This is a genomic window from Hoeflea sp. 108, assembly GCF_000372965.1.
GTDB lineage: Bacteria > Pseudomonadota > Alphaproteobacteria > Rhizobiales > Rhizobiaceae > Aminobacter.
Window position 1 is genome coordinate 1 of sequence record NZ_KB890027.1, and the last position, 13,796, is coordinate 13,796.

Here is a 13,796-nt window from a genome sequence, read left to right on the forward strand (position 1 = left end):
TGCTCAGAAACTCCTGGCGACGCTGGACGATTCCATCCACGCGCGCCGCGTCAAACATCTCCGGCATGTAAAGCACCGCCGAAAGCGGCTTTCCCTTCGCGCTCGAACTTGACGCCGCCTCGATCAGGAATTTGCGGACCACCGCCCAATTGCGCCTGCCTGCCATCGCCGGACGCCAGCGATTGAACTGTGCCCGGTCCCATAGAAAATGCAGCATCGCCTTCAACGACAAACGGGCACCGTCGGTCCTGACGTCGCCCGGATCAGCGCTGTCACCGATTGCAGGCGCGGTCCGGCCGCCGAGCTTCGACAGGCTAAACCCGAGTTTCAGCGCCGTCGTGCCGTCTTGCACATTCTCGATGATTGCCTCGCCCTCGACTGCGCTGAGGCCCGAAAGGTCGGATGGCGGCTCGTAGGATTCGCAGTCGGGCGCGTGCTGCGCTCCGGTGCCCGGCATCCGTTTCAGGATATGGCGGTCTTCAAACCGCGCGATATACATCGGCACGCCGCCCGCCTGACAGAGGCAAAGGGGGTGTTCCCGATTCGAATAGGCATCCGCCAACCGGTCGTCGAACACAGTATCTGCGACATCGACATCAATCCCACCCATGCGGATATGCCGGCTCATGGTTTTTCGGTTCCTGCGGTCATCATGGGCATAGTCTCCTCTTCACGCGTAAGGCTGCGTTAGGTTGCTCCTGCGGTTTTCACCGACTTGCTGTTCGTCGGGGTTCTTCTTGCATCAATCGAACTCTGCCGATTCTCATTCTCCCAGTTTCAGGTACAATGACGCTCACCGCGAAAGGACAACGCATGCGAAATCCCGCAGACGGCGATCACAACCCCCTCAACGGTGCCTCCGGCGCTGCTGCCCCGATGTCCGTTCTCATCGCATTGCCCTTCAATGTGCTCGAGGCCATTGGGCGCGCTGGTTTCTACACCGCCTGGTATCTGCTCTATTTCGTCGCCTGCGCGTTTCGGGCCTTCACTGGCTTTCTCGTTCTCGCCGGCATCGTCATGCTTCCTGTATCGCTCGGGGTCTTCGTCAATCCCGATGCCGCGCCGATGCCGTGGTGGTTCTTCTTGTCTGCGGCTGTGGGCATGTTCGTATTCGCGCTCGCCTACAATCTGTTCATCGGCTGGTTCGCGCCGCCCGGCGCAGAAGATCCGTTCGACCGGTATCGGCCATCGCCAACGGCCTGCAAGCGCCGATAGCGCGAAGACAGAACCGGCAGACTTCAAAGAAACACCATTCAAGGAGATGGCCGCATGTCGAGTATCACCAAAGCGGCAAACGCCACGGACCAGATTCAGGACCACGTCAGCGTCGCAATTGATCGACTTCAGCACGGGTTCAACGGCCGGATTGTCAACGGATACGGCATCTATTCCGACCCCTCCATGCGTCGCTCGGATTTGGTCGAAGCGCAGAAAGCCATTGAGGCGGCGTTGTCTGTCATGCGAAGCACCGACTGGCCGAGCAACGCGGAATACGACGCGCTTGATCAGGGCAGCGAAGAGTCGGTCAACTCGCCTTGACGAACCTGTTTGGACCAGCCTGCGCATCCATGTCCTTTCTCCGGAAGTAGATCGCCCGCCCGCAGCGGATCGGATCATGGCCCTGCACGATGATGATCTGCTCGTCCTTGCGCATCTGTTGCGTGATTTCGTGGGGCATGATCAGCGGTCGGCGTTGCAGGTTCAGGCTTTCCGACTTCCGCATTCCGCCGTTCGAATTGCTCCACCCGACATTGCGAGATTTCCCCTGAACCTCAACGGTCATCTCACCGCATTGGGCGGAGACGTTGCGCGCCGTGTCGAGTGCTTTGATCGCGGCATAGGAGGCGAAGGCGCAGCCATCAATCCATGACGTCGCGCCATCTTTCCCGAAATGCCGTTCGAGCTGACCAACCGATTGGTACATGAGCATCAGGGTGATGCCATATTTGCGGCCGCGATCACGCGCCTCTTCGAGAACGCGCATATAGCCGAGCAAGTCCACCTCATCCAACATGAAGAGGGCGCGGCGTTCGAACGCGCCGTCGGCTTGCGTCATGGCATTGATCAGTGAGCCGATGATCACCCTGCCGATGCCGGGATAAGACCGCAGGATCGCCGCCGGGATGTTCAGGAACACGTCCTTTTTGCCTGAGACGATATCGCTCGATTTGAACGTTCGCCCGCAGACCAGTGCGGCGTAATCGTCGAGCGACAGCCACTGCGTATCCTTCGACGCCGTGGAGTACACGCCGGAGAATGTCTGCTCGGTCATGTTGGTGAAGACGCCGAGCGTTTCGCGGATGAACGCAGACGCCGATGTCTCCTGAATATCGCGCAGCATGGCGAGCACCGAGGGTTCCGGCTCGGAGACGATCTGGCGCAAACTGCGCAGGTTCCGTCGGCCGGCATATTCCGGAGAGAGCACCACATGGGCCAGCAACCCCGTCAGAAGGTTGTGCGCCTGGTTCTGGAAATAGCTACCGGTCGAGGATTCGAAGCGCGCGCTTTCCGACAGCAGCATGTGGGCTACCGCGACGATATCCTCCTCCTTGTGTTTTGACGTTTCGATCCAGTCGAGCACGTTGAAACCCGTCACCGGATTTGTCGGATCGAGAACCATGCATTCGCGCCCGAGCTTTTGGGTGCGGTGCTCGACAACCATCGGTGCGACCTCGGTCGAGGGATCGAGGCAGATCAGGGGGCCGGTATAGCGCAACGCCGTCGGCACCACATTGCTGGTGGTCTTGAATCCGCCTGAGCCGGCGAAGAACAGCATATGGGTGGAATCGAAATCCTGCTTATAGGTGAGCAGCGGCGCGGTGCCGCCGCTTCCCCATGTCTCGCGGTCGGCCGGATCGAACGGCACGTCGCGGATCGTTTCCTTGTCGACGCGGTAACGTTCGCCGACGACGATCTCGCCGTCTGGCGGAAACAGCTTTGCGGCGGCCGACATGGTGAGCCAATCGGCATCACCGAAGGTTCCGCGCTTGGCGCGCTTCACCGGATCGGACACGACGACCGATATCCGCGCCGATATCGCGACGATGACGAAACCGACGGCCGCAGCAATGACGGCGAAGAAGTCGAGATAGGACAGCACCTCGTCCCAGGTCACCGAGCCGCTCTCGACGGATGGGGACAGCCGCGCATATTCGCGCAAAGCGTAAAAGCCGGCGACCCCGAGAAAGCAGATCAGGCTGACCATCGCCACCGGCCGGCGGCGGTGCATCGGCAGCGCGAAGACAGTGATCAATCCCGCGATCGGACCGAAGAGCAGATTGGGAACGGGTGCTGAGCGTAAGAACCAATAGGCATTGGCAGGCGAGAACCCGCCCGCCATTGCCTGCCATCTGTACGATGTGATCGCCAGGGTCATCGCTGTCACGACGGCAGGCACGATTGCCCATAACAGCGCCGGCTTCAGTTTCGTCTTTCCCGCCATGACCGGCTTCCTCTTGCTGGCGCTTAGTCGCCGTTGGCCTTCTCGGAATCGTCGGAGACGGGCGATCCCGCATCCGCCGCTTCGGCGTCCTTCATGCGGTCGCGTTGGAACGCCATGCCGCCTTTTGCTTTCAGCCGATGATGCTCGGGCGATCCGACGCGTACGGTCGCGGCTTCCAACAGGACACCGAGCAGGAACGCCCGGTCGGCCTGTCGCAGCCCGGCCTTCACCACCAATCCGCCGAGCGTGATCTTCTCGCGCGCGTCTTTCTTGCGATCCTCTGTCATCGTCTGCCGCCGCTTTCGTTCCAGGGCCACAATCCGCCGATCGAGGCGCTTAAGCAGATGCGCCTGAAGGCCCCTTGGCGCTTTTGCGAAATCGCGCGGCGATCTCCTCGAAGACAGCGTCGAGCTCATTGTCGGGAATATCCATCTCGGCCAGTCCTGCCTTGGCCGCCGCGCGCGCGAAGCGCTCATTGGCCTTGGCGAGGATTCCACGGCGTTTTTCGCGTAGTTTATCTATCTGGGCGTCAATCTCTGAAATCGATGATTTAGCGCGCATTTTCTACCTTATCCTTTCCGGAAGCCTTCCTTTGCACGGCGATTATACCGTGTAGAAACGCATAGTAAAAGATGCTAGTTTGCGCCGAGCCGTGAGGCTCACTTTTGGTCTGCGCCCGCAAGGGCGCATCCCGAGAAGCGGCATCGGTCCTGCGGCCCGATCTGTTCGAGGGCGCAATATACGTCGCGGAACGCGACATGCTTGGGAGAGGGTCTGATCGCATGGCGATCATGTTCGTACGGGCACAGGTGATCAGCCGGGGAGCGGGACGCAGTGTCGTCTCGGCCGCGGCCTATCGCCATCGTACGAGGATGGACGAAGAGCAGACGGGGATGAGCTTCCGGTATGAGGGCGGCAAGGCCGAGCTCGTGCATGAAGAGCTGGCGCTGCCGGATCAGACGCCGGCATGGCTCCGCACCATGATCGATGGGAGGACGATCGCCGGCGCCAGCGAGGTGTTGTGGAATGCCGTCGATACCTTTGAGAAGCGGGTGGACGCGCAGCTTGCCCGCGAGATGATCTTCGCGCTGCCGGAGGAGCTGTCGAAGGCGGAGAACATTGCCCTGGTGCGCGAATTCGTCCGCGACCATCTGACATCAAAGGGCATGGTCGCCGACTGGGTCTATCACGACAAGGACGGCAATCCGCATATCCACCTGATGACCACCTTGCGGCCTCTGACCGATGATGGTTTTGGCAACAAGAAGGTCGCGGTTCTCGGCGATGACGGCAAGCCACTGCGTGTCGTCACCCCGGATCGGCCGAAGGGCAAGATCGTCTATCGGCTGTGGGCTGGTGACAAGGACACGATGAAGGCGTGGAAAATCGGCTGGGCGGAAACGGCCAACAAGCATCTTGCGCTTGCCGGTCACGATATCCGCCTGGATGGGCGCAGCTATGCCGAGCAGGGCCTCGACGGCATCGCCCAAAGCCATCTCGGTCCGGCAAAAGCGGCCTTGGCCCGAAAGGGCAGGGAGATGTACTTCGCACCAGCCGCCCTGGCGAAGCGGCAGGAAATGGCCGACCGCCTTGCCGATGAACCCGGCCTTTTGCTGAAGCAGCTCAGCCGGGAACGTTCGACATTCGACGAGCGGGAAATCGCCAAAGCACTGCATCGCTATGTCGACGATCCGGCGGTCTTCGCCAATATCCATGCGCAACTGATGGCGTCGTCGGATCTGGTGACGCTGAAGCCGCAGCAGATTGATTCGGACACAGGAAAGGTTGCCGACGTCGCCGTGTTCACCACACGCGCCATGCTGCGCACCGAATACGATATGGCGCAGTCGGCGCGGGAGCTGTCGCGTCGATCGGGCTTCACGGTGACGTCCGAAAAAGTCGGTAACGCCATTCGCCTGGTGGAGAGCCGCGATCCGGAGAAGCCGTTCAGGCTCGACGCCGAACAGGTCGACGCCGTCCGGCACGTCACCGGCGATAGCGCTATATCCGCCGTCGTAGGGTTGGCCGGTGCGGGCAAATCCACCTTGCTCGATGCGGCGCGCATTGCCTGGGAGGCGGACGACCGTCGCGTCGTCGGAGCGGCCCTTGCCGGTAAGGCCGCCGAGGGTCTTGAAGAGAGTTCCGGGATCAAATCACGCACGCTCGCCTCATGGGAACTGGGCTGGGCGGACGGTCGGGACACGCTGCAAAAGGGCGATGTGCTGGTTATCGACGAGGCCGGCATGGTGTCGTCGGAACAGTTGGCGCGTGTCTTGAAGATTGTCGAGGACGCTGGAGCAAAAGCGGTGCTGGTCGGGGATCCGATGCAGCTCCAGCCGATCCAGGCGGGCGCGGCGTTCCGGGCGATTGTCGAGCGCATCGGCTTTGCCGAATTGACCGGTGTTCGTCGCCAGCGCGAGCAGTGGGCGCGCGGTGCCTCCCGCCTGTTCGCGCGCGGGAAGGTCGAGGAGGCGCTCGACGCTTATGCGCAACATGACCGCATCGTCCAGCTTGAAACCCGCGATGCGGTGATCGAGCGGATCGTCGAGGATTGGGGGCAGGCGCGGGCGGATTACCGGAAGAAGGCGGAATCGGAAAGCCGCGTTCTCACCGGTTCGGAACTGCTGGTTCTGGCGCAAACCAATGATGATGTCGGAAAGCTCAATCATGCGATCCGCACCGTGATGCGTCGTCAGGAAGCGCTTGGCGAAGACCGCGCGTACCAGACCGAGCGGGGCGCGCGGCAGTTCGCGATTGGCGACCGACTGATCTTCCTCGAAAACGCCCGCTTCTTTGAGAAGCGCGCCGAGCATCTCGCTGTTCAGCAAGTGAAGAACGGCATGCTCGGAACCGTCGTTCGCACGACGAACGAGCGGGGCGAGACGCTGCTCACGGTAAAGCTTGATGCGGGGCGGGAGGTAACCTTCGGCCAGGACACCTATCGCAATGTCGACCACGGCTATGCGGCCACCGTGCACAAATCTCAAGGCGCGACCGTGGACAGGACGTTGGTTCTGGCCACCGGCATGATGGATCAGCATCTCGCCTATGTTGCGATGTCGCGACATCGCGATCGGGCCGATCTCTATATGGCGCACGAGGATTTTGCGCCGCGCGAGAAATGGGGCAGGGCGCAGCGCGTCGATCACGCCGCCGGCGTCACCGGTCAACTGGTCGAAACCGGCGAAGCGAAATTCCGTCCAAACGACGAAGATGCAAAAGAGAGCCCATATGCCGACGTCAAAACCGACGACGGCGTGGTCCATCGCGTCTGGGGTGTCAGCCTTCCGAAGGCTATTGAGAAAGGCAGCGTCGAGATCGGCGACACCGTCACCTTGCGCAAGGACGGAGTTGAGCACGTCACGGTGAAGATACCGGTCGTGGATCCCGAAACCGGCAAAAAGACCTTCGAGGAGCGTGAGGTCGAACGCAATGTCTGGACCGCAGAGCGGGCCGAGACCGCGGATGTACGCCAAGAACGTCTCGCGCAGGAAAGTCATCGTCCGGAACTGTTTAAGTCATTGGTCGAGCGCCTGTCCCGCTCCGGCGCCAAGACGACGACGCTCGATTACGAATCCGAAGCGGGCTACCAGGCACAGATTGTCGACTTCGCCCGCCGCCGCAACATGGATCATGCCATCGAGCTTGCTGCCGGAATGGAGCAGGGGATGGAGCGGCGCCTGTCGTGGATTGGTGCACAACGTGATCGCGTGGCGCGGCTTTGGGAGCGCGCCAGCGTCGCACTCGGCTTTGCGATCGAGAAGGAGCGCAGCGTCTCCTACGACGATAGGGCGGTTCGGACGCAAACGGTGGATCCGGCATATGTCGGTGTATCTGGAATTGCGCCCGCGCAGATTGGGGCGGCTGCCGAACAGACGCGATATCTGCTCGCGCCACAGGCGAGTTTTATCCGCTCGCTGGACGAAGACGCGCGGATCGAGCATCTTGCCTCGGCACGGTGGAAAGAGCGAGAGGCGATCCTGCTGCCCGTGCTCGAGCGTATCTATCGCAATCCTGCCGCTGCCCTCGATCGTCTGAACGCGGAGGCGTCGGCCTTTGAAGTCGAGCCACGGCAGCTCGGTGAAAAGCTTGCTCGCAGTCCCTCGATGCTTGGGGCCATGCGTGGCAGCGACAGCCTGGTCGACGGCCAGATAGCGCGGAAGGAACGGGCTGAGGCCGTCGCCGCTGTCGCAGAGCTCGGCCCCCTGGCGCGCAGTCACGCCGAAAACTTCAAGCATGACCGGGCCAATTTTGAGAACCGTGAGCATGCGCGCCGCGCCGCCATGGCGCTTTCGGTCCCGGCACTGTCCCCGCATGCGGTGGCGCGGCTCAATGAAGTCGAGGCGGTTCGCGAGAAGGGCGGCGAAGGCGCCTACAAGACGGCCTTTGCCTATGCAGCGTCAGAGCGCTCGCTGGTGCAGGAGATGAAGGCCCTCGGCGAAGCGCTGACCGCCCGCTTCGGCTGGAGCGCCTTTACCGAAAAGGCCGACCAGTATGCCGAAAAGCAGATGGTCGCGCGCATGCCTGAGGGAGTGCCAGAGGCAAAACGGCAAGAGCTGACGACGTTGTTTGCGGCCGTGCGCCGCTTCAACGAACTGCAGCATCTGGCCGAGAGGCGCGATCCGTCGCGGATCGTGGCGCCAGCGGCCTACGATCCGGCCACGGCTCCAGAGATGTCCAGGCCACCCGCGTTGCCGATGCTCGCGGCGGTCACCGAGTTCGCGGCAACTGTCGATGATGAAGCCAAAAAGCGTGCGCTGGAGGTTCCCCGCTATAGGCAACAGCGCGCAGCACTTGCTGAGGCCGCGCAGCGCGTCTGGCGCGATCCTGCGGCGGCCCTTGCGACGATTGAGGCTCTGGTCGTCAAGGGCGTCGAGCCCGAGCGCATCGCGCGTGCCGTCGCGAACGACCCCGCGGCTTATGGCGCACTGCGCGGTTCCGACCGCGTTGTGGATCGGCTCATGGCCACCGGGCGGGAACGCAAGGCTGCGGTCGAAGCCGTGGCGAGCGCAGCCGCCAGCGTCGTTGCAACGGGCAAGGCCTGGCAGGGCGCGTTCGACGCCGAGAAGGCGGCCATTGCCGCAGATCGGGAGCGAATGAGCGTACCGGTGCCCGGACTGTCACCACGGGCGGTATCCGAGCTGGCCCGCGTGACGGCCACAGCCGAGAAGTCTCCCAAGGACATAACCCGGCTCGTCCGTTCTCTGGATGCAAAGGTGAGAGCGGAGTTCGCAGCCGTCAGCAATGCGCTCGACAAGAGGTTCGGGCCGAACGCGATTGGACGTGCGCAGGCAAACGTCATCGATCGGGTGCCGGCGGCGCAGCGCAAGGTCTTCGAGGCCATGCAGCCCCGCCTCAAGGTGCTGCAGAATGCCGTTCGCGCCGACAAGGCCCAGGACATCATCGCCGAGCGCCAGATGCGGGCACTCAACCAGACCAAAGGCATCACGAGATAGCAGAAGGGACAAGACAATGGCCGGACAGATAACAACGCTCGACGCGATTGTGCGGGCCGAGCTCGCCATCGAGATCATGAACCAGGCGCGCGGGCTGGTATCGGAACGCGTTGCCGCCATCGAGGCGAATGATCCGGCCGGCGCCGAGGCGCTACGCGCGAAGCGGCGTCAGTTGCTTGCGGTGCAGAATCGCATCCGCGTCGGCGATCGTGAGCACATCGAAGCCGTGATCGCGGAATGGGGGCCGCGGGTCAAAGACGCGGCCGCGTTCTGGCGGGAGCTCTGATCCATGGCGGACGAAGCTACCCTCGGCCGGCTGTCGGAGGCCCAGAACGAACACATCTTTCGCACGGAAATCCTGCCCGACTATCTCCCCGACGATATCGGCAAAGCGGACCGGCCGACCCTGATCGTGCTCGGCGGCCAGCCTGGTTCCGGCAAAACAGCTCTGCTGACGGCGAGCCTTACGGAGCTGGAGGAAACGGGTCCCGCCATCCGCGTCGTCGGCGATGATCTGCGATCCTATCATCCGGGTTTTGTCGCTCACCAGAACGCCGATCCGATGACGGCGTCGCGCTTCACGCAGGCCGATGCCGGCATCTGGAGCGAGAAGTTGCTGACGGCTGCCACCGAACGCGGTGTCCACGTCGTGTTCGAAACCACGATGAGGACCCCCGACAATGTCGAGAAGGTCATGACGGCCGGACGATCGGCCGGCTATCGCATCGAAGCGCGCGTGCTGGCCGTCAGTTCGCGAGTCAGTTGGCAGGGTTGCCACTACCGCTTCGAGGAATTGCATCATGCCGGCGCAGCGGCGCGGATCCCGCCGCGCGCCGTCCATGATGCCGCCGTCACCGGCCTCGCAGAAAGCCTGGAGCGCATCGAGCGCCGCAAGCTCGCAGATCGTCTCCTGATTCAACGGACCGATGGCGAGGCGGTCTATGACAATGTTCTATCCAACGGACAGTGGCTGGCGGCAGCCAGGGCGCGACAGGTGCTTGAGGAAACGCGAAGCCGTCCATTATCCCGCGAGGAAATCGACGCCTTCGCGCTTGTCTGGGCCAAGGTCGTGGATCGTATGGAGGCTCGTAGCGCGCCGGCGTCCCTGCTCGATGAAGTCAAGGCCCACTCACGCGAAGACCTCGCCTGGTTTCTGGCGGATCGGCGTCGCTCGGATGATGACGATGCCATGAAGACCGCCCGGGAGGTCAAGCAGCGGATCGGCATCGACCGGAGTCCCATCATTCCAGGCGGCGAAGACCCTCTGGCGCGTCCCCTGGTCCGTGATCGTGAGGAAGAGAAACCGGAGCGGCAGGTTCGACCGGGAGAGGTCCTCATTCCCGGGCGGGACGTGCCCGATCTGAGCGAGGCCGAGATCGGCACCAAGCTGCGGCAATCCTCACGGCTGGAGCAAAAGCGTTCTGAAATCGAACGGCTATCCCAACTGGTCTATGGAAACGCCGCTGCTACATCGGCGACGGTCGAGAGCATCGATGGCGCCATGGCGGGCTCCGTCGCTGGACAGGATATCCGGGCTGGAAAGCTTGGACCCATGGCAGGCGAGGGCGGTCGGTTCCTGCGTGCCGAAAGCCCGGAACGCCAGACCGCGAAGGCACATCTGCCGCAGCTTGCCGCCGCAATGGAGGATTATGGCCGCACGGTCGATTTCGAGCGGCATCAGATCGAGACGAAGCATCGTGAGGAGCAACATCGCCAGCGTCAGGAAATCCGAGCGCCATCGGTGGGATTGACGGCAATCCTGCAGGCGCCGGCGCACGAGCAGGCCGCGAGGCTGCACGCCGCCCCGCAGTTGCGACGGGAGCTGGACGGCATCGCTTCGTCAATCAATCGGCGGTTGACGCCCTCTGACCGAAATGCCTTGAAATCAGGGGATCTCGATCGACTGTCACGAAACCTCGCTGTCCCTCATGAGCGTGTCGCCACGCTCGCGCGCGTGCAGTCTCAGGTGCAGGCGGTGCATGGTCAGACCCAGCTGCAGCGACAGCAATTGGAACGCGGCCGCAATGCTGGGATCTCGATAAAGCGATAAGCTTGCCTGGCGGGGTCCCGGCCACCACTGGAATCGCTGGGATCAGGAAATCAGATCATGCTATCGCGTCGCCTCATCGCCTCATCGCCTCATCGCCACGGCGAGCGCGCGGCTCTAGTAGGCGGTGATCTGGCCGGACTGGATGACTGCCCGGACGGCCGCAAAGGGCTCGTGCTCCGCCTGCACCCACAGAACATGTCTCGGCGCATCCTCTCGAGACGCTCTCAGGGCAGACTCGAGTAACATCTTCGTTCCAATGCAGGTCAGCAAATCGGACGCGTCAACGCGTAGCCACAGCATTCCCGGAACGGGCCGGATGATGGCACGGGAAGAGTTGAGCTCGAGAATAAGATCGTCACCCTCTCTCATTTGTTCTCTACAGTAACACGCGAGAGCCAAATTGATGGATTGAGCGAGATGCTCCCCTTCGGAGACGGTCAGACATGCTTCGTTCGAGGTGCGCATACGAAGACACCTTTCTGCAGACCTTGCGGTACCGCAGGATAAGTTTGTCGCAAAATGTACGGGGAGACTGGCGGATCGCCGACGGCGCGCTGTTTTCATAAGATGGTCCAACTTTCTAAAATGCGGATCTTGCCTAGCCCGCACGCTATGGATTATGGCGCGACCCCTCCAGCTGAAGAGATGCGGGCGGTCGGGGCAATGGCGTCAGCGAAGTAAATCTCGGTCACACGGAAACGGCCACCGACCCTCTTGCACTGGACGATCACGTCGATCGAAATCTTCAGCAGATTGCGGATATCGTCCCGGTCGAGGTCTTGCCCCCCGTCGGATTCCTTGACCAGGAGCGTCAGTTGCTCGAACGCCAGGCTTGGTGAATCCGCGTGAACGGTGGTGATCGAGCCGGGGTGCCCGGAATTGATGTTTCGGATGTAGTAGAACGCAGTGCCGTCACGCAGCTCCTGCAGGAGGACCCGATCCGGGCGCATGCGCAGGCACGATTCAAGCAGATCCTTCGCGCCGAGCTTTGCCAGCCCCTGCCCGCCCTTGGAATAGAACAGCCGGACATGGTTCGGCTGCGGGATCGTCAACTCCGGTGTGTCTTCGATGCTGATGAGCCGTTCGTCGTCTGGAATGTGCTGGATCAGCGCCTTCGAGATCGTGGTCTTGCCGGATCCCGTGGCGCCGGAGATGATGATGTTCTTGCGCGCAAGAACCGCACCTTCGAGAAAGACGCGATACTGTCCGCTGCGGTAGCTCGCTAACAACGGATCTTCACGAGAGGTCTGATCGGCGCTCGCAACGACATTCTCGAACAAGCCGCCCTCCTCCAGATCAGCCGTGGACAGCGCAACAGATGAGGGCTTGCGGATGGTGATGGAAACGGTGTCGCGTGTCGTCGCCGGCGGGATCACAATCTGGATGCGTTCGTCGTCCGGAAGGGTGGCAGAGAGAAGCGGGCGCGTCTCGTCGATGCCCTGATTTGAGTAACTTGCCACCGCGCGGGCCAGCCGCATCAGCTTGTCAAACGACAGGTCCGGCAGCTCGTGGCGTTTCCAGCCAGCCGTTCCTTCCGTCAGCACTTCGCCGGGTCGATTGATGACGACCTCGTAGAGGCTCTCGTCTTTCAAGAAGCGATCGAGCGGCAGAAGCAGTTGGCGGACGACGCCAGCATCGGAGTTTTCCGCCATCCCCTGCCCTATTTCGTGACCAAATCGGATTTTGGATAGAAGTCGCCTATCACGGCGCGGTCGTAGATCGTGTTGCGCGGCTCGGTGACCCGCAGACCATAGATGCTTGAGAAATCGAGATCGCGCGCCACGAAGATCGAAACGAGTGACCCCTGGTGCTTCATGAGCGTTGGCGGAATGTTGATGGACTGCTCGACGGCGATCGCGGCGGCGTCTTTGCCGGCGCTTGTCGTGCCCTGCGCCTGCACATCACTGCGCTGTAGTTCCTGACCGGCATAGGTGGCAATATCGCCGACCACCGACAGAAGTAGCGCGCTTCCGAAGCGCTCCCACCAATGCGTATCGACGTAACCATCAAAGCCAGCCCGGCCGATCGCATCGGTTGCCGGCGAGGCCAATGTGATGATGACGCCTGTGGGCGTCTTGGCTCGGTTCCAGAGCACGAACAACCGGCTTTGGCCGCGGCGCAGTCCGCCACGATATTCGCCCACGACCTGGGTGCCTTTCTCCATCAGCACGACCCGGCCGTTGTCGGAGAGAATATCTCGGGTAATCACGCAACTGGTGAATCCCGGCTGATCGGATGACAGCGCGGTTTCGAGCGCGCAGGGGATCGAGGTCCCCATCGCCACGATGAAGTTCCGGTTGCCGCGAGATGTCCGGCCTTCGATCCTTCCAGGGACAGTTGGCTTCAGCATCCGGTTGAAGCGCCTGATCCTCGTTCTCGCGCCCTGCCCCCCTCCTCCCCCAGGAGGCCGTCAACCGGGACGAAGTTTGGATCGGGTCGTCGCGGTCGCCCGTATTGGAAGGCCTGGCATTGTTGCCGGACTGACCGCCGCCAAAGGCCATCACCGGCGCCCGTCTTGCCGCATCGAGCAGTTCATCGACCGGGGGCGTCTCCGCCGTCTCGACGGCCGGCGTCGGTAGTTTGATCTCGGGAACTGGCAGGGCCACGGGCTCGGGTTCGGCCCGGGCCGGTTCGAACTCCGTCGTCTGACGGATCACCCCCGATCCCGGCTGCTCGACGTCCTCCTTCGGCCCCTGGCGCATTGACCACATGGCGAAACCCCATGAAGGCGACGACCGCCAGCACGACCGCGCGCCTCGCTTGAGCAAGGGATTGCTGTCGCCCTTGCGTGCCGCCGAGGTCTGACCGCGTTCGCCGGGGATCGATGTTTCTGGCGTATCTGTCATGG

10 protein-coding genes and 1 pseudogene are annotated in these 13,796 nt (G+C 62.3%); 5 read left to right on the forward strand and 6 right to left on the reverse strand.

The window, feature by feature from the left end:
- Positions 1-628, reverse strand: a 628-nt coding sequence (locus B015_RS0129505) for a DUF1173 family protein (protein WP_026227898.1), incomplete at its 3' end; no start/stop codon positions are given.
- A 158-nt stretch (positions 629-786) separates the two neighbouring features.
- On the opposite strand from B015_RS0129505, the gene B015_RS32370 reads away from it, so the two are divergent.
- The gene (locus tag B015_RS32370) at positions 787-1,215 is read left to right on the forward strand and encodes a hypothetical protein (protein ID WP_245262445.1); all 429 of its coding nucleotides are present in this window, start codon (positions 787-789) and stop codon (positions 1,213-1,215) included.
- A 54-nt stretch (positions 1,216-1,269) separates the two neighbouring features.
- Positions 1,270-1,539: a hypothetical protein gene (locus B015_RS0129515; protein ID WP_018431379.1), complete on the forward strand. Its 270-nt coding sequence runs from the start codon at positions 1,270-1,272 to the stop codon at positions 1,537-1,539.
- Here B015_RS0129515 and traG read toward each other — a convergent pair.
- The 3 genes from traG to B015_RS0129530 are packed head-to-tail and all read right to left on the reverse strand — an operon-like array spanning position 1,526 to position 4,003.
- A complete protein-coding gene (gene traG, locus B015_RS0129520; RefSeq protein WP_018431380.1) occupies positions 1,526-3,442 on the reverse strand; it encodes a Ti-type conjugative transfer system protein TraG in 1,917 nt (638 codons plus the stop codon). The genes B015_RS0129515 and traG overlap by 14 nt on opposite strands.
- A gap of 23 nt (positions 3,443-3,465) precedes the next feature.
- Complete coding sequence (locus tag B015_RS0129525; protein WP_343123017.1) at positions 3,466-3,858, reverse strand: conjugal transfer protein TraD; 393 nt, start codon at positions 3,856-3,858, stop codon at positions 3,466-3,468.
- Entirely contained in the window at positions 3,779-4,003 is a 225-nt protein-coding gene (locus B015_RS0129530) for a TraC family protein (RefSeq protein WP_011578781.1), read from the reverse strand. The genes B015_RS0129525 and B015_RS0129530 overlap by 80 nt, the downstream gene beginning before the upstream one ends.
- Positions 4,004-4,224: 221 nt before the next feature.
- On the opposite strand from B015_RS0129530, the gene traA reads away from it, so the two are divergent.
- The 3 genes from traA to B015_RS32375 are packed head-to-tail and all read left to right on the forward strand — an operon-like array spanning position 4,225 to position 10,948.
- Positions 4,225-8,898 carry a Ti-type conjugative transfer relaxase TraA gene (gene traA, locus B015_RS0129535; protein ID WP_018431382.1) on the forward strand — a complete coding sequence of 1,558 codons (4,674 nt, stop codon included), beginning with the start codon at positions 4,225-4,227 and terminating at the stop codon, positions 8,896-8,898.
- A 16-nt stretch (positions 8,899-8,914) separates the two neighbouring features.
- Positions 8,915-9,184, forward strand: a complete 270-nt coding sequence (locus B015_RS0129540; RefSeq protein WP_018431383.1) for a hypothetical protein — start codon at positions 8,915-8,917, stop codon at positions 9,182-9,184.
- A 3-nt stretch (positions 9,185-9,187) separates the two neighbouring features.
- Entirely contained in the window at positions 9,188-10,948 is a 1,761-nt protein-coding gene (locus tag B015_RS32375) for a BID domain-containing T4SS effector (protein ID WP_051092030.1), read from the forward strand.
- Between the two features lie 617 nt (positions 10,949-11,565).
- Here B015_RS32375 and virB11 read toward each other — a convergent pair.
- Together virB11 and virB10 are read right to left on the reverse strand one after the other, a co-directional pair.
- Entirely contained in the window at positions 11,566-12,600 is a 1,035-nt protein-coding gene (gene virB11 / locus B015_RS0129555; RefSeq protein WP_018431385.1) for a P-type DNA transfer ATPase VirB11, read from the reverse strand.
- 8 nt (positions 12,601-12,608) lie between these two features.
- Positions 12,609-13,794, reverse strand: a pseudogene (gene virB10, locus B015_RS31975) (type IV secretion system protein VirB10).
- Between the last annotated feature and the right edge of the window lie 2 nt (positions 13,795-13,796).